Source organism: Tychonema sp. LEGE 06208 (assembly GCF_015207505.1).
GTDB lineage: Bacteria > Cyanobacteriota > Cyanobacteriia > Cyanobacteriales > Microcoleaceae > Microcoleus.
In genome coordinates this window covers 42037-64656 of record NZ_JADEWT010000005.1, presented here as the reverse complement: position 1 = coordinate 64656, position 22620 = coordinate 42037, and the positions used below count along the sequence as shown (strand labels likewise).

The window sequence follows — 22620 nt, the reverse complement described above, 5'->3', positions numbered from 1 at the left end:
ATTATAGTTTTGGTAAACCCGCTCTTCCGGCGCAACAGGATTTGATTAGACGAGCAAGTGCATAAATCTTTGATTGATAGAGCAACCGCAGATGCCCTGCTGATCGACGCAGATTAACGCAGATACTTTGAAGAAGAGCGAGGGAATGAAACGAAGAGGTGTCTTGCGGAAAATTCAATCCCAAGATTGGAACTGTACAACCCAATGCTGCACAAAAGCAGAAATGCGATCGCGCCGAGTTTCAAAAGTAGCAGCAATCCAGATAAATACAATCCCAAAAGCCAAACCGATCGCCCATTTAATCAGTGGATAATCGAAAATCAGCACTACTAACTGATAGAAAACATTGATTAAGAAAATTCCTGTCCCCACAAACAAAAACGCCCGCACTCTCAGCGCCAAACCAGCCACAATCGCTAGCAAACTAAAAGCCCCCGCTACTAAACCGTGGCTTTGCTGAGTAAAAAGAGGTATCCCGCAAATCAGCGCCGTGGCGAGGATTCGCAGAGTGTGGCGCAGGGTTTTTTGGGCTGGTAGTTGCAAAGCGCGATTCCCTACGGGATAGCTACGCTTCACGAACTGAACAACATAAAGGAAAGAAAGCCCCAAAGGAGTAAAGTAGTATTCAGGCTGAGTCAATCCCATTTGTGCAAACCACTGCAACAATAGCCAGTCAATTATGGCCACACTCACGTAGGTAAAACGGACTTCCTGCTTTTCCCAAGCTAGGAAAATATAAAACGCGGCAGCTATCAACCAGCTAATCGGATAAAACTTAGCCGGAGATTCCAAAATAGCTACTGCGGGAATCAGAGAAGCAATTATCCGCCAAGGTTTTTTTGACCAACCCCAGTTATCCCAAGGTAAAATATAAATGAAATAGGCAAATAAAGAAGCGAAAGCAACTTTCCACGGCCCCAGCGGCCCGGAAATGTACTTGACTAAAGGCGTATTTATCCAATAAAGCCGGATGCCAAAGGCTTCTAGCCAGCCCAAGTAAATCCAAATTTCTGCCCACAGGCGATCGAGATTATTTCGCCCTTGCAAGAAAGCGTATTGCACTAATAAAGCACCGGTGACTAATCCTAAATTTATCCCAGATTTAATATCGTTGGTAGAAGCCAAAATCAGGAATACACTGCTCAAAACCCAGTGCAGGTGAGCAAATATTTTCAACCCCGCATTAGTTAAATGCAAATAGTTGCTGAGCCAAGGAGACAAAATACGATATATATAGGTTAAAGTTGTACCGAGGGTTGCCAGCACAATTAAACCGTCACCAAAAGAGCCTCCCGGTGTTTGCAAAAGTTGATAAATCACTGACTCGCCAGCAGAAACCGAGACACCAATTAATCCTAAATAAACCAGGGGTTTGAATTGTTGCTCGCGCCTACCAATGCCGATCGCAATTAAAGACGCACCACACACAGTTAAACCAGTCCAATTGGCAAAAGTTTGCGATCGCAAAATCAAACCCAACAACCCGTAAACCAAAGGTATAACGTGAATGCTGGGTAAAATTGTGCGATTGTCACAATTGCGCCGCCGCCACCAATCGCCCATCAATTGTGCAAACAACCCGATCGCAATATTCGCCACAGCCAAATTAATCGCAGTGCGATCTACAAAACTCAAACCGACTGCTGTCAGCAACTCCAAACTCCAAGCCAAAGCATAAATTGCCAGAGGCGAAAGTTGGTGGAAACTTCGGAAAACAATCGCAGCCATGATTACCAAAGTAGCAGCCAATACTTCAGCAGAGGCGGATAAATTGAAGGTAGGGCGTGCGTAAAGTTCAAAAGAATAAAAAGTAATAGTTGTTAACAGCAAGCTAGCGAGTAATACAGCCCAACCATCTAAAGCTCGATCGTAAATTTGAGCTAATCGAGAAGGCTGAGGGAAACGGCTGGAAACACGAACAATCGTGCTGCGAAACAACCAGAGACACAAAAGTGCGATCGCCCCAGCAATTCCCCAAGCCCAACCAGATACAAAACCTAATCGATCGATTACCGCAGCTACAAAACCCAAGTTAAATCCGACACAAATTGCAGCCGCCGGTACCTCTACCAAATAGTAAGTATTGACTAACATCAGCGCAGCAGCCAAACCCAAAGCGATTAACTGATATCCGGGGAAACTCAAAATGAGAAATTGCGCTAATATTAGGGCGATCGCGCTGCAGGTACTGGCGAGTTGTTTGTGGGGAAAATCAGTATATTTAGCAACAGCAGTCAAAGCCAAAGGTGCCACCATCCAAATCAAACCCCAGGGAGACTGCAAATTACTGTAGAGCAACATAAAGCTGAATCCCGCTAATCCTAAACCTAGATTCCAAGAACTTTGAAACCATGCAGGATGCCAGCGGAAAAAGGCAGAACTTTCTCGGATATTGGCGGCTTTCATCCAGACAAAAAATCCCCACTCAGCCGCCATAAACAGCAATAAAATTCCTGTCCAAATATGGGGTGTTTGGTTCGGCAAAAATAAGTCAATCGTCGAAGCGATCGCGCCTAAACCCAGAATGTGAGTCAGGTAAACTAAAAATGCCGGATTTCGCTGGCGATCGACTGCCGAATCTGGGATTGAGAATCGCCGGGAATTATCGGGGATGACGTATTTCCAAGCAATCCAAGCTAAAGTTAAAGTAGAAACCAATAAATTGATCGATCGCCAAAAAGGATTGACGAAACTAATAATAGTGAAAACACTGCCCAAACCGAGAGCAAGATTTTCACCAAAACGGGAAAGTTGAAATTTTCGCGATCGGTAGAGCCACTGCGCCACACCTGCGGTTAAAATTAAATAAGGCAAGAGCAAAACACCCCACAAAACCCAAGGAGTTTGCCCAGAGTTGGTAAGCTGAGTTAAAAATGTAGAAAATTGTGTTTTAATCCCTAAAGGAACAACTCGCCAAAACAGCCAAATCGTTTGAATTCCTGCAGCTTCAAGCATTAGCAAATCAAACTTTTGCCAAAATCGCACTAAGCGGCTATAAAAAAACCAAATAGCCAATCCGCTAACTGCGATCGCCTGTAGGGGAATTTCGCGAAAACAAACCAGCCAGCCTAAACCTAATAAAGCCCCTCCGGCTAATTGCCAGTTAAAAAAGCTGCCGGGATTTTGGTTGTCGGATATATTGTTTGTAATAGTCCGAGATGCGAGAGGGTGCTGCCAATCCAACCATGCTAAAAGCACGCCGCAAATCCCCAAAGCTAAACCCATTTGAGCGATATCTACGCCCTTGACAAATATCGCCCGACCTAGTAAAATTCCTAGAGAATAGGCTACTAAAGCAGCTTTTTTGTAAGTCAGAAAATCTGGGCTGGAAGTAAAAGCAGCGGCGATGGTTTCAGCGTTTTCCCCGCGTCGGACAGATTGTAAGCGTTGTTGTTGAACTTGATAAACACCAGCCGCCGTAGTTCCGACAGTACCCAAATAAACTGCTGCTAGGGAAAAGCCTACAAATCCCCAACCCCAGTGCAAATAACTCAATCCCAAATGATTTAGGGCGATCGAGCAAGTGACGTTTTTACCCGACAAGCTTTCATACTGAGATTTGATAATCCCGCGCGTTATCCAAGTCAAAATAAGTGCAGCGGCGATTGCTACGGCCCAATTCCAGGGATATTGCCACAATCCAAAAGTGTCCATCGCCCAAAAATTAATCGGCACCAGTAACAGCGTCACTTCTTGCAAAGTTTGAGCAGTCAAGTGCAAATTAGCCTGTTTTTTAGCCCAACTGCTAATCGCCCAAAATGTTAAAGTATAAGCTAACAAAACTCCATATTGTCCGGCAGCCGGAAATCTTTCCCACTGACTAGCAGCTAAGACTCCAGAGGAGACAACTACCATGAACACTCCTAAAAATAGCAGCCACACGACGCTAATTTCGGCTATGAACGAGTGCAAAATTTGAGCGACAAAATTAGGGGTGCGAGCTGTTTCTGCGCGCTCTACAACGTTTTTAGCGGTGCTGGGTAATGCTTTTTGTGTTGAGAGAGCGGGTATTTTTGATTGAGTAATTGGGGCGATCGTCTTTGAGGGTTCGGGCAGGGGACAAACTAAATATTGTCGGCACAATTGCTCAACCTCAGCGGGCTCGATCAAGCCCAGCCGCAGCCACGCATCTAAACCTGTCAACAACTCAGGGTGCGAGGCTAAGACGCTGAATTCAATTTTACTCGATCGACCTTTTGGAGACGACATCGGCTTAAACTGGTGCTAGCTACATTCCAGCTATAGTCTAGATTAATGCCGATCGAACATCGGAGTATTCCGCCCTGAGAATTGGCACAACGAGTGATATCGTGTCCCTGTTCGTAGTGCGGACGGTCGTCCGCACTACGAACGCTTTTTGTTATGGTAGTAGACCGGACATGATATGATTTATCGCCAAACATAAAAATAACCGCCTACACCTGCGTGTATCTGCGGTTAAAAACTTCAATAGTGTGCGGAAGCAGGGGTATTTAGAAAGCGGGTTTTTCAACCAAAGTATTAGGATAGGGTATGGCCGTCTTCTTGCTTGTCGAAATATTTCAGCAAAGTTTCCACACTAGCATTGTGGTCGATGAAAGAAAACAAATGTTTAAATAGCAGTTTTCCATCTCGATCCAAAACAAACTGAGCGGGCAAAGGAGCGCCCAACGCTTGACCGGTTTGATAAGTGCGAAACACTCTTACGCCGGGATCGGAAAGCAGGGGCATTTTCAAGCCTAAATCTTTAACCACAATTTCGCTTTGGCGATCGTCGGTGCTGGTGACCATCAATAATTCTATATTGCGATCGGCAAATTTTTCCCAGCTTTCATTCAAAGCCTTAATGTGAGGAAAACAGAAAGGGCAATATTGCTTTTCAGTAAAAATCCGCGTAAAAGCCAGAACTACCGGTCTATCGCCGCGGTAATTCGACAGTCGCACCAATTTACCATTATTAATATCCGGCAGTTCAAAATCAGGAGTTATTTGTCCCAGCTTCAAAACATTAGTGGCGGGAACAGGCAATAAATTTTGGAAAAACCGCTGATTTAACAAGCCGCTAAAATCTGTAGAAGTCAGCATATTTCCTAATTTGGGGATTGGTAATTGGTAATTGGTAATACCAGATATTTTAAGCCCGGACAGTTGGGAGTTTTGAATTAAAAACTTTTTAATTCAAAACTCGCTGACTCAAAAGTATGAAGTTAGACCGCAGCAAAGAATACTTTGGACTTAACCGGGTCGGGAGTCATAGTCTTGTCACCGGGCTGCCAGCCTGCGGGACAAACTTCATCGGGGTGAGACTGGACGTGTTGAATAGCTTGCAGCGTGCGGAGGGTTTCGTCTACGTTGCGGCCGAAGGCAAGATTGTTGATAGTAGAGTGTTGGATGATGCCTTCTTTGTCGATAATGAACAGACCTCTGAGGGCAATACCGGCTTCAGGGTCTAGGACGTTGTAGTCGGAACTAATTGTTTTTTTGAGGTCAGCAACTAAGGGATAGTTGATGTCGCCGATACCGCCTGATTTGCGGTCTGTTTGTATCCAAGCGAGGTGAGAGAATTCGCTGTCAACGGATACGCCGAGGATTTCGGTATCGATTTTCTTGAAGTCCTCATGGCGATCGCTAAATGCTGTAATCTCAGTCGGGCACACAAAGGTGAAGTCCAAGGGATAGAAGAACAGGACTACATACTTTTTGCCTTTATAGTCTGACAGTTTAACTGTCTTGAATTCCTGATCCACTACGGCTGTTGCTGCGAAATCCGGTGCAGCTTGACCAACCCGGAGGCATTCACTTGTCATAGATTTTGTTTCCTTTTTTACGAACTGTTACAAATATATCATAGTCATAACGACTACAAGTATGTTGTCAAAAAATCAAAAAAACACGCTCTCAAAATTGAGAGCGCGGTTTTTTCAATGAAATGATGGCTCAGGCGGGATTTGAACCTGCGACCTTGGGCTTATGAGTCCCCTGCGCTAACCACTGCGCCACTGAGCCAAATTCACTTCACGATTTACTATCGTAGCACGGTATGGCGAGCTATGGCTGCTTGCCATCCAACATTATTTCTAATAACTCCTAGTCAAAGTCATGAGTTTTGATAATGAGTCAAAACCCATAACTTCCGACCAGTTGTTACCTAGAAGCGCTAGAGCTATCGTCAGGCAGAAAAGCCATTGGATTGACGGCGCCCTGTCCGGCGGGATGGACTTCAAAATGCACGTGCGGCCCGGTACTGAAGCCGGTGCTGCCCATTTCTGAAATCTGTTCGCCTTGAGCGACCTTCTGACCCTTCTGCACCAAAATTCGGCTGTTGTGGGCGTAGATCGTCTCTGAGCCGTCTGCATGGGTAATTTCCACCAGATAGCCGTAGCCGCCATCGTTCCACTGTGCATAGGTAACCACCCCGTTGTCGGCGGCCATAACTGGCGTACCGATCGGCCCTGCAATATCAATTCCCTTGTGCATCCGTCCCCAACGCCAGCCGTAGCCAGAAGTGAGAACGCCCTTAGCCGGCCAAATAAACCCGTTGGCAGACCGTTGTTTGCCGTTAGGCAGATAAGTATCAGCGCCCGAAAGCGGAGGCAGTTCCGGAGAAACCATGCGTCCCAAAGACGGGTTGCTGAGGGGGTCGTAACCCTCGGAACCCAAAGGAGCCGTTGCTACCACAGGCCTATCCAGACTAGAGTTCGGCATCAGGTCGATCGGTTGGAGTTCCGCGGCGCGAGCTGGGTCAAAACGCTCTTGCTGCTGCTTCTGAACCTCGTCAGACCAAGCTCTCGAAGGCGGTCTGCTGATTTCGTTCTGCACCGCCCCAGCGTACTCGGGGGTGTAGAGGTCGGGATTGACACTTGGGAGTTCCTGAGACGGGTTGGTCGAGGCGAAAGTCGTCTCCTGCTCAGTTGGAGCTAGGGAGACTGCATTTGGGCCGATCGAATTGCGTTCGGCGCGATATTCCTCTCGCAGCCTGACAACTTCAGCCCTCAAGCGTTCGGCATAAGGGTTGAGAGCCTGACCTGCGGGACGGGCCTCGGAATTTGACTCAGGTAAAGCGCTAGCGGGAGCGGCATTTAAACCCTGGGTGCTAGCATTTGGCAGAAAGCTGACCGGCTGGGGGTATTCTCCCGTAGCGATGGCGGTAGCAGTTGCACTTGCTGGCTGAGGCAGGGAACTGGTGTCAACGGCACCTGTAAAAGTTGGTTCGCCTTGAAGCTCCAGTTTACCGGGGTCGCTAATAGTTTGAGAAACTTGAGTTAGCGAAATGCTGTTGATTTTGGGAACCATCGGCGCTGAAATATTGTTCAGGCCTTCCAAGTTCCCTAGGGGAGAGACAACAGGCGCTGTAGGAGCGGATGCTGCAACTATCGAGTCGGTTCTTTCCGGGGTAGAGGAACTCTGGTTCAAAGATGCGGGAACCGAAGCTGCTGACCACAGAGATCTAGAGTAGGAGGCAGAATCAGAGGCTGCCGCCTGCACCGCTGGATTATTTGACCCAACTTGGGGAATTTTTAGCTGTTGATTTACATTCAGCAAGTTGGGGTTGCCGAGCTTGTTGGCTGCGATCAGCTCTTTGGGCGATACGCCGTAACCTTTGGCGATCGCATCTAGGGTATCTCCCGGACGGACGCTGTACAGTACCGTTTCCGGCGCGGCGGTACTGCCTGCGGGGGGGACTACCACAGCCGAAGGCAAACCGGGTGTTACCAGAGACTGTTCAATGGACTCGAAGGCTCGATCGCCAGAGCCTGCTTGACCGACACCGCCATTGAGAAGTATTGGTGTAGTATTGAGGTCTGGAATTGCTGTCTGAGTAGGAGAGTCTGGGGATGCCAGAGTCGTTACAGCAGATGTAGATGAATTTGCTCTTACCGAGGAATCTGACAGGGGCCGACCTGATGCTGTGGTGCGGTTTTCCTGTTTTTTCAGACTGTCTATCGCCCAGTCTGCGTTAGGGTCTTCGATCGAGCTTTGTGCCGATATCGTCTCCTGGTCTGGCGCGGAGTTTGGCTGCCATGACGAAGTTGTACTATCCAACGACTCGGAGCCAGTCAGATTTAACTTTTGTTCGGGATCGACCGCGGCAGTATTGCCGGGGTTCTGTTGTAGAGCCGCTGCCATCGCAGTCGGGATTCTGAGTTCTTGGCCAACTTCGAGTACGGTATCGAGTTTGATGCCGTTGGCAGTTGCTAGTGCCTGCGGTGCAACTTCATAGTCCCGAGACAACTCCCAGAGGGTTTGTCCCTGTTGAACCTTAACCCCTGCCTGTTCGGCCCGGGAACCGTCAACTTGTGCCGAGGTAGCGGGTGCATTTGCCGAAACTGGCTGTACTTCTGCGGTAGATTTTGCTGCCGTTGCGAGTTCAGACGCGCGAGCGCTGTCTCCATTTCTCGGCAGCAGGATGCCTGAAGCACCTACAGATATTGCCAGCCCGATCGTGGCGAGAGAGCGAACTCTGCCAGTGCTGAGCGTTGTCTGCTTGGACGGTTCTGATGAACCGTCTCCGTCGATTTCACTAGCCTGAACAGGCTTAATTTGGGGATATGTTCGTTTCAAAAAAACGACCTCCTACTGAGAAGCGCTAACTGTCCTTGGAAACACTCAAGGGTATTCCATGACGCTGAATTTAAATCAACCACCAAAAATATTTTGATTGTTGACAGCTATCATGCTTAGGCAAGATTACCTTGCTTTTTAAATTTAGACAAGCTCGAACCGTAATTAATTTTCAAATTCTCGGTCAAACCTGCTGAATTTACACCCACAAGCCTTACGCGGCAATAGCTGGAACGAACAAATAAAATTTGCGTTCCGGCACGGCCTAAGATTCTCACCTATTATCCGACTTTATGCTAATTTCCGGACAACCTACAACCGTATATTTACTAGATATCAATAGCAGCAAGGCACAATACGGCGATCCCTGGTATCCTAAGTCCCTGAAATCCTCTGTTTTTCTGGCTTAATCATCTAGGGAGCAATTTTGTATTGCTGATAACAATATGTTTTGGGATGAATAAAATATATTAATCAAAGCTATCTAGAATTTCACCGCTTTGATACAAATTTCTTATATTTAAATCAAGGTTTAGCAGCCCCTAGCAGCGATTAAATATCTATATGTGTATGTAGGTGTCGATCGAGATTTATCCGAGTTCGCCCAACTGTCGTTTAGCCTCAAATAAACCCACAGCGGCGCTAACAGAGAGGTTCAAACTCCTAACTCCAGGCTGGCTCATGGGAATAAAAACTGTGGCATCGCAGGCATCTAAGACGAATTGGGGAATGCCGACAGTTTCCGAGCCAAACATCAGCCAATCGTCTGGCTGAAATTGGAATTCGGCATAATTGCATCGCCCGCCAGTGCTGAATCCGATCGATCGCCCCCCTCGCTGTTGGCGACAAGCCAGAAAAGCCGGCAAATCTTCGTGACATTGGAGGTTAACGTAGGGCCAGTAATCTAAGCCAGCGCGTTTCAGGTAGCGATCGGTAATTTCAAAGCCCAGCGGGCCGACTAAATGCAGTTCCGTGCCTGTAGCAGCACAAGTGCGGGCAATATTGCCAGTATTCGGGGGGATTTGCGGGTGAATCAAGACAAGTTGGGGCATGAAGCTAATTAAAAACGCAAAAGACAGCTCTGGGGAGAAGTATAAATATACCTAAAAAGTAGATAGCAGTTATAGCTTTTATTTATAACCTCTGTAAAGTGCGATTGATTAAATATTCTGATTTGTTTTTTGGGGCTGTGCTTGGCAAATTTTTCTGGGTCCAAAATTCGGGCTATGGGAATTGTGGGCTGAGTACGGACAGCCAGGGGCTAGTGAGAAGCCCCCGCGATGGGAATGGCAGATAGTTTAGGCAACTAACTGGGCGCACAAATTGTCTTCGAGCTCCCATTCTTGGTGAGCCATGCCATCAATCCCTTGGAGAATAATACTGCGGGTGTCCAAACCGTCCTCGTGCAGCTTCAACCACTGCTGGGCGGTGTTACCTTCCCGGAGAATCTTTTTGAGAGGCGAGAGAAAGCAACTAAAGCCGCGTTTCTTGGCAAGAGGGAACACCTCCTGGTAAATTTCCTCAATCCAATCTCGTGCCAAAATCTTTCTGCCATCTTGCCAGTGGATGAGTTCGGCATCCAAACTTTGCCTGGATGCAGAAATTTCGTTGGCATCTGTGAGAGCAACTAAGTCTTGGTTGCGGGTAGCCGCCGACAAGGTGCTCAGTTGTAAAGGATCTAAACTGGGGTCTTCCATCAATTGCCAAATGCGAGCTTCTAGCAAGGCAGTGATGGCCAATAAAGCCAGAGGATTGACTTCGAGGTCGCAAATTCTGAGTTCGAGGCGGTTGAGACAGTAGGGGCGCCGATCGCCATTTGGGCGCACAGCAGACCACAAATGGCGGACATTTTGCATGGTGCCGAGTTCTAACTGTTCTTCAGTCCACTGGATGTAATGCTTGTGACTTTCAAACAGGGGGACGACGGCGGGAGTTTTGGGAAACAAACCCCAGCGAGTGGAATGGTAGCCCGTGACTTCGCCGTCGAGAAACGGAGAAGAGGCGCTCAAGGCAAGGTAAAGCGGTGCTTCGACGCGGGCGAGGCGGATGGCGCGCATCAGCAGTTCTGGTTGGGAGATGCCGATGTTGATGTGAATGCTGGCGGTAACGACTTTGGTGCCGTAGGTTTGCTCAATGTAGGTATGGTAGGGGTTGTTGGGATCGGAGCGGTAAAATCGATCGCTCCCGCCGAGAGATAGGGTACTTCCAGGCAGCAAGGTATAGTCGCCCAATTGTTTGAGATACTCGCGCAGCCGGACTCTGGGCTTAACTAGGGCGCACAGCAGGCGATCGTAGCTGCACAGCGGGGCAGTCGTGTACTCCACATTGCGGCTATCAGGCTCCCGGACAAATCCCTCTAAATTGGCGACTATGCGATCGGAAAGACCGACAACCTCACCTTGGGGCGTGCCGGTATACATTTCTACTTCAAAGCCTTTTGATAGCAGCACGTTTGTTCCTCAGATAATAAGTTGAGTGCTAGTTTCTAGTATCCCAAAAATTGAGCTGTTCGTACTATCTGCCACGAGGTAGAGTTGTAATTTTTGGTTGCTGGTAGTGAAACCGGGTGTGCGGGCGCGAACTTGAGTTTGAGCGTTTGCAGATGCAAATGCGGGCACCGCCAACAGTTTCCGGGGCGGTTGTAGAGTCACAAAGGCTGTTTGTTTGATCGCGGGCGTGTTTGATTCGGCCTTGGTGGCGATCGTACTTGCGGTGAAGGGCACCCCTCCCAATTTTTGCAACAGACATCTCCGGTAATGCTTACCGATCGAGTTCGCTTGCAGGTTCTTTACCCTCCAAAAATCAGAGCATCCAGCGAATAGGCACCAGGCCCTAAAACTGCGATCGCCACCAGCATCAAACAGTACATAAAAGCTTTCTCCCAGCTTGGCGGTTCGCCCTTGCCATTTGGCCCTTCATACTGCCCTTGGGGAATTAAATAGGGATCGCTAGCAACAAAAGGCAACCCTTTGGATAAATCTAAATAAATTGCGAATAGCATAGAACCAAGAATCGGCAGACTTGCTAATAGTGTCAGAAATCCCAGAATCAGACAAACTCCGCCAGCCAACATGGAAGCTGCTGAGAGAAAGCACAGAAACAGCGGCATTTTCATAGCATCAGACCACTCTCGAAGATGTGTTATTTTTGGGTAGCCGTGCAGCATAAATAGCCCGCCGACACCAACTCTCAGCAATAAAAGTGCCCAGCCGAGAATGCCGGTCGGATAGACGGGATTGAGTGAACTGAGCAGTTTGAAACTTAGTTCGGGTAGATGAGTTGAAACTTGAGCGAACAGCAGCGCGATCGCCACACCCAGAGCAAATTTGTAAATCATTTGGTCATTTCCAATCGATTGAGATATTCTAAATTGGACATCATTAAACATCTATTAGACTTCTGTTCCAAAAGCTTGTAAAAAATAGGCAGGATGCCTGTTCCACAAGAATGACGGGAGAGGTCTATTGCAGGTGGCGAGAACAGCTTTATTGACACCCGCGAGTGTTGAGATCGATCGCATATAAAGATGTGCCAGCAGCGATCCAGAGGCGATCGCGTTTTTTTCCCCCAAAAGTCAGGTTAGCGCAAGTCTCCGGTACCGGAATTTTCCCCAAACGAGTACCGTCGGGGGCGTACACCTGCACGCTATCTTTGGAAGTTGTAAAAATATTGCCGTGTTCGTCGGTTCGCAACCCGTCGGGTTCACCGGGTTCGATGACTGCGAACACCCGGCCGTTGTCTGCAGCGCGATCGGCTACAACATCATAGGCGCGGAGGTGGTGATAGCCTTGGGGCATATTGAAAGCAGAACTATCCGACACGTAGAGGATGCTTTCGTCGGGGCTGAAGGCGAGGCCGTTGGGGCGTAACATATCCGTCACCACCGCATCGATCGCACCCGTCGCCGGATCGAAGCGGTACACAAAACATCCAGGCTGTTCCTGTTGTCCGCCGTATCCCTGGTCGGGCTGCGTCAGGCCGTAGGGGGGGTCAGTGAACCAGATCGTGCCGTCACTCTTGACTACCAAGTCATTGGGGCTGTTGAGGCGCGATCCTCGGTAGCGATCGACCAACACCCGCCATTCGCCGCTGTGTTCGCGCCGGACGATCGCGCGCAAACCCGACGAACACGAGACAAGGCGACCTTCGCGATCGCGGTAATTACCGCTTTGATAGTCGGAGGGGTCGCGCAAAACGCTCATTCCCTGGCGGGGACTCCAGCGCAGTAAGCGATTGCCGTGAGCATCGCTCCACACCACGCTATCATCTTCATGGAAATAAACCGGGCCTTCGCTCCAGACGGCACCGCTGACAACTTTCTGGAGTGAAGCATCAGGGCGCAAAAGCGATTTCAGGCGATCGTCATAAATATTGATGACTTCAGACATTGATATTTTATATTATTTTTAACGTTATTCTTATCCTTAAACAACGAGCGCTCAAATACTAATCAGTCTTTTGATATAAATTTAATCTCATCCATTCGATAGATATAAAAAAATCATCAACAATGTAAAGTTGAACCCATGAGAATCTCTAAAAGAACTGCTTTGTCAATTAACTAGAGGAATTGCGAACTGGTACTTCAAAATCCCGTTTTTCAACCAAAATACTTGCTGAAAACCTATAATTCGGTAAAAAAAATAGATTTTTTGGTGGGTCATGCAAATTTTTTCAACAGTTGACAGTAAACAATTGACAGTTGACAGTTACCTCGGACTCAAGCGCAAAGTGATTGTCAGCGAAGGAAATGGATTTTTCCTTGCACCCTACAGGGGGAGGCTTTACACCCATTTTTTATGGTAAATAGCAATAGCATGGCAGAGATTTTTTAGATACAATCAACGTCCAATTTTCTAGTTTTTAAAATTCTTCAAACTCTCAATAGGATTAGTGCAATGGCGAACTTAGCCGCAACCAAATCTATGGCCGCTGTGCCTTCACTGCCAGCCGACAAATCTGCTGGCAATTTAGAGCTAATAACGCTATTCGAGGATGCCATGCCGATCGGGGTTGCGGTATCCAAGCAAGGGCGAATTTTCATCAGCTATCCCCGACTGGTTGACGATGTAGAATTCACCGTTGCGGAACTCAAACAGCCACTAGAAAAAAACGGCAATCCTGTTCCCTACCCCAATGCAGAAATCCACAAGTTAGATTTAGCTTCGCCCTCAGAAAAGTTGCTGTGCGTTCAAGGGATGACCATCGACGCGCGCGATCGCCTTTGGCTGTTAGATCATGCAAAAATTAAGCAAAATTTAGTTCCCTCCGGCGGCCCGAAACTGGTGGGAATTGACCTGAATGGCGATCGTATTGTCAAGAAAATTCTGTTTCCCGAATCCGTCGCCTCTGCCAATTCTACCTTGAATGACGTGCGCGTCGATTTGCGCTGGGGAGAGGATGGGATTGCATTTATTACCGACTCCTCGGAAGAAGGGCCTAACGGCATTGTTGTCGTAGATTTAGCCACCGGAAATAGTTGGAGAAAACTCAATGACCATCCTTCAACTAAACCAATTCCCGGCTTTTTGCCCATAGTCGAAGGTCAACCGATGATGGTGCGGCATCCCAACAAACCGGCCAAGCACATTCACACCGGCAGCGATGGCATTGCCCTCAGCGGTGACGGTCAAAGACTGTTCTATTGTCCCCTAGCAAGCCGACACCTTTACAGCGTCAGTATTGAAGCATTAGTTAATCAAAATTTACCTGATGAAAATGTTGCCGCCACAGTCATCGATCACGGTGAAAAAGGCGCTTCTGGCGGCATGGTTTCCGACGACAAAAATCACCTTTACGTGACAAACTACGAAAACAATTCAATTTTGCGCCACCTCCCTGATGGTACGTGGGAAACACTCGCCCACGATGCGCGAATGCTGTGGCCGAATTGCCTATTTGTTGCCCAAGATGGCTATCTCTACTTTACTGTAGATCAGTGGAATAGGAACCCCAGCTATCATAACGGGCAAGACTTGCGCGAGAAACCTTACAGCCTGTTTCGCATCCAAATTAATGCGGGGCAAGTGTTGCTCGATCGCAGCTAAAATCTAGTTGGCAAATTCATTATTTTTTGCAAGATTACCTGAAATATTCAGGAGAAAGATCGAGATCTGATATTTATGGTAAATACTGCAATTAATGCGGTTTTTTGGAGTAATTTAATAACAGCTCTAAATGCTGCTAGCTTGGTAGAAGGTTTAAAAACAGAAGGCTTTTTTGCCGTGTTGGAACTAACTGATTTAGCGTTTTCTAAACTGCCGTCGGGAACTGTAAAAGCTTTGCTAAAATATATCCGGGATTTGATGAAAGTTTTAACCTATCATGTGATTCGCGAGCGGAAAATCGCGGCAGCAGAAATTGGCAAAACTAATTCAGCCACCACCTCCGAAGGTTCAACTCTCAAGATTGATACTGCTAATGGAGTTAAGGTAAACAATGCTAAGGTAGTCAAGCCAGATGTGGAAGCAGATAACGGTGTAATTCACATTATCGATACAGTTGTGATTCCTGAATTTCTGGGTAAGATTGAATCAGTGAGTTAAGGGAACATTATTCCCAAACCAGCACAATTAAGAAAAGATTAGGCAATGGTAAATTCGGCGAACCACTACGATATCATTATTATTGGCACGGGAGCGGGCGGAGGTACGCTTGCTCACCGTCTCGCACCGACTGGTAAAAGGATTTTGGTGCTAGAAAGAGGCGACTTTTTACCCAGGGAAAAAGCAAATTGGAGCGCGCTGGAAGTTTATCAAAAAGAGCGCTATCATACGGATGAGTGCTGGTACGACAGGGAAGAAAAGGAGTTTCGACCCCAGACGGGCTATTGGGTTGGCGGCAATACAAAAGTTTATGGTGCGGCTCTTTTACGGCTGCGGGAACGAGATTTCGATCGCGTAATTCACAAACAAGGATTTTCTCCAGAGTGGCCGCTCAAATACGCAGATTTTGAGCCGTATTACACGCAAGCTGAAGCACTCTATGACGTTCATGGAGAGCGGGGAACCGATCCGACTGAACCGCCCTGCAGCGAACCTTATGCTTATCCTCCTGTGAGCCACGAACCTGATATGCAGGTGCTCGCGGACGATATTCGATCGCTCGGTTACAATCCGTTTCATTTACCTTTAGGATTAAAGCTGAATGAAGCCGATCGCACAAACAGCCCTTGCATTCGCTGCGATACTTTTGACGGCTATCCTTGTTTAGTAGGTGCGAAAGCCGATGCGGAGGTGAATGCGATTCGTCCAACCCGCGAAAAATATGCTAATTTCACCCTAATAACTAATGCCAAAGTCTTGAGGCTGCATACCAGCAAATCCGGGCGAGAAGTGACGGGGGTAGAAACCGAAATTTTAGGGAAACGACAGCAATTTACAGGCGATATTGTGGTGGTTTCCTGCGGTGCGATTAATTCGGCTGTTTTGTTGTTGCAATCTGCTAACGAGCAGCACGCCAATGGATTAGCAAATAGTTCAGATCAGGTGGGCAGAAATTTAATGAAACACCTGGCGACTGCTTTAGTTGCTATGCACTTAGATGTGAATGCAGCTAACTTTCAAAAAACTATTGCTGTCAATGATTATTATTGGGGAGAGCCGGATTTTCCTTATCCAATGGGTATGGTACAAAATACGGGCAATGTGTTAGCTGATATGCTGCCGGCTGAGGCTCCGGCGCTGATGGCTCCGCTGGTAAAATTGATTCCTAAATACGAGCGGCATTTGATTGCTGAGCGATCGGTTGGTTGGTGGTTGCAAACAGAAGATTTGCCAGATTCAAACAATCGCGTTCGGGTGGAGGGCGATCGAATTTACTTGGATTATACGCCGAACAATACCGAAGCGGGCGATCGGCTAATTCACCGCTGGACATCTGTAGTCAAATCCCTCCACCGTTCGGCCAAGCACGTCATTCCTTTTAGCCTGTATCCTCGCGCCGAGATGCCGGTACAATCAGTTGGTCATCAATGCGGCACTTGTAGGTTTGGTACAGACTCCAAAACTTCAGTGCTTGACGTGAATTGCCGCACCCACGATGTTGAGAATCTCTATGTTGTGGATGGCAGTTTTTTCGCGTCAAATTCGGGGGTTAACCCGACGCTGACGATTATGGCAAATGCGCTGCGGGTTGGCGATCGCATCGCTGAGCGGTTAAAATAAACTCATTTTATCCCTTGAGAAAGAAAGGACTAAAGTCCTCACTACGAACCAATTAAGAAAAAATTGAAAACCCGCAAAATTTGTGAGGAAATAATGGCAATGAATGATGTTAAACAGCCGAATGAAAACGATAAAGAGCAATCAGAAACATCCGAGTCTCACCCGATCGCCACAGGATTGGGCGCAGTCGGCGGCGGTGTAGCTGGTGCGGCCATTGGTAATTCTGTTGGCGGAAAGGTTGGTGCGGCCATTGGTAGCATCGCAGGGGCGATCGCGGGCGGAATTGCCGGCAATGCAGTGGCTGATGTTGCTTCAGAGGCGATCGCCGAAATTGAGCCGGCGATCGGGTTGGGTTTAGGCGCTAATGCTAAGCCAGTTGAATTGCCCAAACATTACACTTGGGAAGAATTACAAGCACTATCAAAACCGCAAGGGTAGGGTTTTGGCAAAGAAATAGAACTACCACAGATAAACCAGCGAGAACAAAACAATCCAGATCGCATCAACAAAGTGCCAAAACAAAGAAGCCGCACTCACGCCGAAGTGGCCGCCGTTGTAGTTCCCCGGAAGGAAAGAACGGACAAGCATAATTAGCTGCAAGATAATCCCGACAAAAACGTGCAAACCGTGAAACCCTGTCAGCAGATAAAATGTCGCGCCGAACAACCCTGTAGTCAGCCCAAAAGATAGGTTGTTCCACTCGATCGCCTGATTAACTAAAAAGTAAGTTCCCATCAAGGATGCCGCCAGCCACAGCAAGCGAAATAAACCCAGTTTCCGGCGATCGAGGGCTTGTTCGGCAAAGTAAATGACAAAACTGCTCGAAACCAGTACCGCCGTGTTAATCGCAGGTTTAAGCACCTCTAATTTCGGGATACCAGGAGGGATCCAGTTGGGAGTTGTCTGCCGCAAGATGATGTAGGCGGCGAAAAAACTGAGGAAGACCATACTCTCGGAAAGCAAGAATGCGGTAAAGCCAAACATCCGCTTTTTGCGATCTTGAGAATTTTCGTTGGTTTCTTGGGGCGATCGCCCTGAATGCGTAGGATTTGCCATAAGTTATTGGTTATTGGTTATTGGTCATTAGTCATTAGTCATTAGTCATTGGTCATTAGTCATTAGTCATTAGTCATTAGTCATTAGTCATTAGTCATTGGTCATTAGTTATTAGTTATTAGTTATTAGTTATTAGTTATTAGTTATTGGTGATTGGTGATTGGTGATTGGTGATTGGTGATTGGTGATTGGTGATTGGTGATTGGTTATTGGTTATTGGTGATTGGTTATTGGTTATTGGTTATTGGTTATTGGTCATCAGGAAGAACATACCTCTAGCATTCGATCGATCTCAATTATTGAAAATATCTGCGTTATGGCGGTTCGATCGCGTGGTGAGGTATGCCCAATGCCCAATGCCCAATGCCCTATCCCCAATGCCCAATCCCTCCGCTTCGCTCCGCCCAATTCCCAATTCCCAATTCCCAATGCCCAATGCCCAATGCCCGACAGCAGCTCCTATGAGAGCTTGAAAGCCTATAATCTGTGTTGATCCGCCTGAAATCAGCGGTTGAAATTGCAGCTATAGCGCGTCGCGTGAGAACCCCGGTCAATAAGCCGGGGATGAAACGCAGTTGCAGCCTTTAGGCTGCGAGTAATCTGTGTTATAATTTTAACAATGCGGAACAAGTAGGCGTATCAACTACGTGTTAAACCATTCCTAGAACGGTGAGATTCCGGGCAGTAAGACACCCTCAACATTTTTGTTTGAGAAAGACTATGGTACAGCCAAGCAGCGCAGGATGGAGAGCGTACCGAACTGGCAAGAGTGTTGAAAAGTGCGAACGAAAGCATAAAGCAAAAAGTAAGCGTAATTGCAACACCAAAAGGTAGTTGTTTTGAACGTCTAGAGGTGTCTTGACAGCGCCTTTAAGAGTGTCAAAGCTTCTTAAGAATCTCCGTGCGTTCACGCCGGAGAGTGTCAATCTTGAGCAGAAGCCTGGGTAATCGGATCGGGAGAATCGACATAGTGGTAGGGCGGCAAAGTCACAATCGGAATCTGGGCAAAATTCTCAACAGGCGGCGGCGAAGAAACAGTCCACTCCAACCCCGTAGCGTGCCAAGGATTGTCCGTTGCTTTCGGGCCCTGCAGCGCGGAAACCACCATATTGACGATAAAAGGCAGCGTCGATACCCCCAGCAGAAATCCCCCCAAACTGGCAATGACGTTCAACCCTTGGTATTGCGGATCGTAGGAAGCAACCCGGCGCACCATCCCTTGCAAGCCCAACGGGTGCATCGGAAAGAAAGTCAGATTAGCCCCGATAAAAGTTAGCCAGAAGTGGATTTTGCCCCAGCCCTCGGCGTACATCCGCCCAGTCATCTTGGGAAACCAGTAGTAAATTGCTCCAAAAATCGCAATTGTGATGGTGTTGAACACAATGTAGTGGAAGTGGCCGACTATAAAATAAGTATTATTTACGTGCAGATTAAAAGGCACTGCCCCCAGCATAACGCCCGTGATGCCGCCGAACAGAAACATGACTACGCCACCCAAGGCAAACAGCATCGGCGTTTGTAGGTGCAGCTTTCCGCCCCAAACGGTAGCAGTCCAAGCGAATACCTTAACGCCAGTCGGCACGGCGACTAACATGGTGGAGAACATGAACAGCATCCGCATCCAGCCGGGAGTGCCGCTGGCGAACATATGGTGTACCCAAACGAAGATGCTGAGTAGAGAAATTGCAAAGGATGCAACCGCTACGGATTTATAGCCAAACAAAGGGTTGCGGGAAAAAGCAGGCAAAATCTCCGAGAAAATACCGAAGGCCGGCAGCGCCATTACGTAAACTGCAGGGTGCGAGTAAAACCAGAATAAGTGCTGGTAGAGAATCGGGCTACCTTCGTTAAAAGGATCGAAAAAGGTTGTCCCCAAGGCTAAATCGAACAACATCAGCACCGCAGCCGCTGTCAGGGCTGGCAGGCAAAACAGTTGCAGCAACTGGGCGCTCAAAACCGTCCACACAAAGATTGGCATTCGGAACCAAGTCATGCCCGGTGCTCGCATTCTGACGATCGTCGTTACGAAGTTAACTCCCCCCATAATCGACGAGATGCCCAGCAGCGCCACACTCACCAGCCAGATCAGTTGGCCGTTGATTAAATCGCCTGACGGGTTTTGGATGCTGACCGGCGGGTAAGACCACCAGCCAGCCTGGGCGGTGCCGCTGGGGAGCAAGAAGCTGGAAATCAGCAGGATGCCTGCGGGGGGAATTATCCAGAAGGAGATGGCATTGAGGAGGGGAAACGCCATGTCCCGCGCCCCGATCGCCAGCGGTACCAGGTAGTTGCCTAGACCCACCATGCAGGGGAAAACCCACAGGAAGATCATTATTGTCCCGTGCATGGTGAACAGGCCATTGTACAGCGGGCGATCGACTAGATTTAATGCTGGAGAGATCAGTTCGGCGCGCATAATCATCGAGAATAAACCCGCGATTAAAAAGAAGATAAAAGCAGTAATTAGGTACTGAATGCCGATAACTTTGTGATCTTTGCTGAAGCTGATGTAGCGCCGCCAAGGAATCGGATTTTCGCGGAGATCGCTTTCACGATCGCCACCGTTGGCTATGTTTTCCATCGAGTTATTTGTCATTTTTCAGTTACTTAGTTATTAATCGAGAGCAAATTCTGTTTTTTTGCCGAATAGTTCGATCAGTTGGGATGATTTACCACAGGAGGCGGAGCCGGTGTCACAGTGGGCCAGAAGCTGCTTCTGGTTTTCTGCACTTGCTTTTTGTATTCGGAAACCGCCTGATTCTTTGCAGGAGTTGGCGATTGTGTCGCAGCTTGGGTCAGCCAGCGATCGTAAGCTGCGGGGGATTCAACGTACACATCCGCATCCATCAGGGCAAAGTAAGTGCCGCTGAATTGAGAATCTCTCAACCGATATTTGCCTTCTCGGATCGGCGCAAACACAAAATTAATACTGCGGTTGGGAATGATATCTTGCTTGATGCGGAATTCAGGAACGTAGAAACCGTGAATAACATCCAGCGATTGCAATGTCAGCCGCACGTTTTGATTGACTGGTAGGTGCAATTCTGTACTGGTAACATTCTGGCGCGGATAGCGGAAAGACCAAGACCACTGTTTAGCAATTACCTCAATTTCTTCAGAAACTAATTTAGAATTGTTGTTGTTTTCCGTAGGTTTTTCGGCGGCATAAACAGGTTCTTCTAGAGGCAGGTGCAAGTGGGCGATCGGTGTCAAACCTTGGATGTTGATTTTTTGATAAATCATGTAGCTTTGAGCCGCAACCCACATCACTAACAACACCGGAACAACTACCCAAAGAACCTCGATTTTCCAATTTCCCCTCGCAGGATGACCGTGGCTGAAGTCTCCTTTCGGTGCGCGGGAAGTGAGGATAGAATAGAGGATAATGGCAGCAATTCCGATAAAAATAAACGTTCCGATAGACACCAAGAAGCTAAACAGATTGTCAACTTGTTGGGCTTCTGCGGTTCCCTGACTGGGCATCCAAGAATAGGCCTGCTGTCCTACCCAGTGGCTGGCTATCATATCTAAGGCGATCGCGATCGCCAATAGCAAGCTCATGAAAACTTTCATAAAATTCCTGCTGCTTGAAAAGATGCGTATTCTAAGTCGAAACTCTTAATTTATTTACCTATTTACTGGAGGGCAGAACTAGGATTTAATCCCTGTCGGAGCAAACCCGCAGCCGTATTGTGAATCCCAAACTGGTCTCCCATGTGTGCTCCGAGCGTCCCGTGAACGAATAGTAAACCCAGCATGACAACGCCTGCTAGCAAATAGCTCCACTGCACTTGTCTGCTGGCGTCTTTGCGCCAGCGGTAGCGCTGAAACCCCCTCCACACGGTCAGGGCAACGATCGCCCCCAAGAGCAAAACTCCGCCTAAACCGTGCAATACCATCGTCGGCGCTGCACCCAACCCCCACGCACTCTTGACATTCGCAGGGGGATCTGCGAGCATAATCTCGAAAAATCCGGCTGCGACAGTAAAAAATGTGACGATCGCACTTGCGACCAAATTGTACCAGCCCACATCATAAAAGCCCGATCGCAGCGCAGGGACAGCCAAAAATTTCAAAATCGGTCTTTCTAAGGGAAAAAGATTTCCTGCTATATCAAACAAGATGGCAATTATAAACAAACCCAGGGTAAAATGCACCAAATTCGGATGAATTGGCACTTCGTAGGGCAGTCTATTTGCACCTAGCTTGAACCCCAATTGATCGGTAAGTTGCTGCACGAGTTGCGAATTCATTGCAAAATCCCTCTTTTCGTCGCTTCAACGATCGGCTCTACGTGCAACCCGTAAACCCAAACCAGCCGAGTTCCCAGATATGTTTGAAATAAAACCAAACAACTCAAAAAAGTTGTCGCCCCCAGATAAGCCGGCGGTACTTTCAAGGGACTGCGCCTGCGAATTACAAAGCGCCAACCCATAATTCCCGCCAGAATTGCCGCCAGTGACCATCCCGTAATCGTGTGCAAATCTAGTACCGGTTTAACCACCTCGTAAGGTTGCGCCAAACCAGCTTCAAACTGACCGAACATCACAGCTAGGAATATGGAAACTGTCGCCACAAACAAGTTCCAGAAACTCACCTCAAACAAGCGGTGATTGCGAGTAAAATATCCAACAAGGTCGCAGAAAAATGAGAAAATTACCATCGCAATTACAAAGTGGACAAGAATCGGATGGAGCGGATCGGGATAAGGTAGATTTTCGCTATTGAGAGGTAGAGCAGGCATTGCTTTGTCCTTACGGCATCAATAAATTATATAGCCTTTCTCAGAAAGATGAGGTACTGTCGGGCATAGGGCATAGGGCATACCTCACTTTTTTAAGAAAGGCTATATCATATC

The 22620-nt window shown here is 47.8% G+C and carries 19 protein-coding genes and 1 tRNA gene; 4 read left to right on the top strand and 16 right to left on the bottom strand.

The window, feature by feature from the left end:
- Window positions 1–174: 174 nt before the first annotated feature.
- The 10 genes from IQ263_RS02475 to IQ263_RS02430 all read right to left on the bottom strand — a co-directional run bounded on the left by IQ263_RS02475 (window position 175) and on the right by IQ263_RS02430 (window position 12929).
- Entirely contained in the window at window positions 175–4209 is a 4035-nt protein-coding gene (locus IQ263_RS02475) for a hypothetical protein (protein ID WP_194066017.1), read from the bottom strand.
- A 291-nt stretch (window positions 4210–4500) separates the two neighbouring features.
- Window positions 4501–5064 carry a peroxiredoxin family protein gene (locus tag IQ263_RS02470; protein ID WP_194066016.1) on the bottom strand — a complete coding sequence of 188 codons (564 nt, stop codon included), beginning with the start codon at window positions 5062–5064 and terminating at the stop codon, window positions 4501–4503.
- A 122-nt stretch (window positions 5065–5186) separates the two neighbouring features.
- Window positions 5187–5786, bottom strand: a complete 600-nt coding sequence (locus IQ263_RS02465; RefSeq protein WP_194010381.1) for a peroxiredoxin — start codon at window positions 5784–5786, stop codon at window positions 5187–5189.
- A gap of 126 nt (window positions 5787–5912) precedes the next feature.
- Window positions 5913–5985: transfer RNA gene (locus tag IQ263_RS02460), tRNA-Met, on the bottom strand.
- Window positions 5986–6123: 138 nt separating this feature from the next.
- Window positions 6124–8541: a peptidoglycan DD-metalloendopeptidase family protein gene (locus IQ263_RS02455; protein ID WP_194066015.1), complete on the bottom strand. Its 2418-nt coding sequence runs from the start codon at window positions 8539–8541 to the stop codon at window positions 6124–6126.
- A 590-nt stretch (window positions 8542–9131) separates the two neighbouring features.
- A complete protein-coding gene (locus IQ263_RS02450; protein WP_194010379.1) occupies window positions 9132–9593 on the bottom strand; it encodes a tRNA (cytidine(34)-2'-O)-methyltransferase in 462 nt (153 codons plus the stop codon).
- A gap of 246 nt (window positions 9594–9839) precedes the next feature.
- Window positions 9840–10991, bottom strand: coding sequence for a glutamate--cysteine ligase (gshA, locus tag IQ263_RS02445; RefSeq protein ID WP_194066014.1), 1152 nt, complete (start codon window positions 10989–10991; stop codon window positions 9840–9842).
- 9 nt (window positions 10992–11000) lie between these two features.
- Window positions 11001–11282 carry a hypothetical protein gene (locus IQ263_RS02440; protein WP_194066013.1) on the bottom strand — a complete coding sequence of 94 codons (282 nt, stop codon included), beginning with the start codon at window positions 11280–11282 and terminating at the stop codon, window positions 11001–11003.
- 47 nt (window positions 11283–11329) lie between these two features.
- Window positions 11330–11878 (bottom strand): DoxX family protein, encoded by a 549-nt coding sequence (locus tag IQ263_RS02435; protein WP_194066012.1) that lies wholly within the window; start codon window positions 11876–11878, stop codon window positions 11330–11332.
- A gap of 148 nt (window positions 11879–12026) precedes the next feature.
- A complete protein-coding gene (locus IQ263_RS02430; protein WP_194066011.1) occupies window positions 12027–12929 on the bottom strand; it encodes an SMP-30/gluconolactonase/LRE family protein in 903 nt (300 codons plus the stop codon).
- A 510-nt stretch (window positions 12930–13439) separates the two neighbouring features.
- Between IQ263_RS02430 and IQ263_RS02425 the strand changes: the two genes are divergently transcribed.
- From IQ263_RS02425 to IQ263_RS02410, 4 genes are all read left to right on the top strand, one after another.
- A complete protein-coding gene (locus IQ263_RS02425; protein ID WP_228049742.1) occupies window positions 13440–14588 on the top strand; it encodes an L-dopachrome tautomerase-related protein in 1149 nt (382 codons plus the stop codon).
- Window positions 14589–14663: 75 nt separating this feature from the next.
- On the top strand, window positions 14664–15086 hold the full coding sequence (locus tag IQ263_RS02420) for a fasciclin domain-containing protein (RefSeq protein ID WP_228049741.1): 423 nt from the start codon (window positions 14664–14666) through the stop codon (window positions 15084–15086).
- A 45-nt stretch (window positions 15087–15131) separates the two neighbouring features.
- Complete coding sequence (locus IQ263_RS02415; protein ID WP_194066010.1) at window positions 15132–16706, top strand: GMC oxidoreductase; 1575 nt, start codon at window positions 15132–15134, stop codon at window positions 16704–16706.
- 99 nt (window positions 16707–16805) lie between these two features.
- The gene (locus IQ263_RS02410; protein ID WP_194066009.1) at window positions 16806–17144 is read left to right on the top strand and encodes a hypothetical protein; all 339 of its coding nucleotides are present in this window, start codon (window positions 16806–16808) and stop codon (window positions 17142–17144) included.
- Between the two features lie 21 nt (window positions 17145–17165).
- Here IQ263_RS02410 and IQ263_RS02405 read toward each other — a convergent pair whose 3' ends face one another.
- The 6 genes from IQ263_RS02405 to IQ263_RS02380 all read right to left on the bottom strand — a co-directional run bounded on the left by IQ263_RS02405 (window position 17166) and on the right by IQ263_RS02380 (window position 22506).
- Window positions 17166–17762 carry a cytochrome c oxidase subunit 3 gene (locus tag IQ263_RS02405; protein ID WP_194066008.1) on the bottom strand — a complete coding sequence of 199 codons (597 nt, stop codon included), beginning with the start codon at window positions 17760–17762 and terminating at the stop codon, window positions 17166–17168.
- Between the two features lie 292 nt (window positions 17763–18054).
- Window positions 18055–18198: a hypothetical protein gene (locus IQ263_RS02400; protein ID WP_194066007.1), complete on the bottom strand. Its 144-nt coding sequence runs from the start codon at window positions 18196–18198 to the stop codon at window positions 18055–18057.
- Window positions 18199–18684: 486 nt separating this feature from the next.
- The gene (ctaD, locus tag IQ263_RS02395) at window positions 18685–20358 is read right to left on the bottom strand and encodes a cytochrome c oxidase subunit I (RefSeq protein ID WP_194066006.1); all 1674 of its coding nucleotides are present in this window, start codon (window positions 20356–20358) and stop codon (window positions 18685–18687) included.
- A 59-nt stretch (window positions 20359–20417) separates the two neighbouring features.
- Window positions 20418–21335: a cytochrome c oxidase subunit II gene (locus IQ263_RS02390; RefSeq protein ID WP_194066005.1), complete on the bottom strand. Its 918-nt coding sequence runs from the start codon at window positions 21333–21335 to the stop codon at window positions 20418–20420.
- Window positions 21336–21397: 62 nt separating this feature from the next.
- Window positions 21398–22015: a DUF2231 domain-containing protein gene (locus IQ263_RS02385; RefSeq protein ID WP_194066004.1), complete on the bottom strand. Its 618-nt coding sequence runs from the start codon at window positions 22013–22015 to the stop codon at window positions 21398–21400.
- Window positions 22012–22506, bottom strand: coding sequence for a DUF2231 domain-containing protein (locus IQ263_RS02380; protein ID WP_194066003.1), 495 nt, complete (start codon window positions 22504–22506; stop codon window positions 22012–22014). Before IQ263_RS02380 ends, IQ263_RS02385 begins: the two co-directional genes overlap by 4 nt.
- Window positions 22507–22620 lie beyond the last annotated feature (114 nt).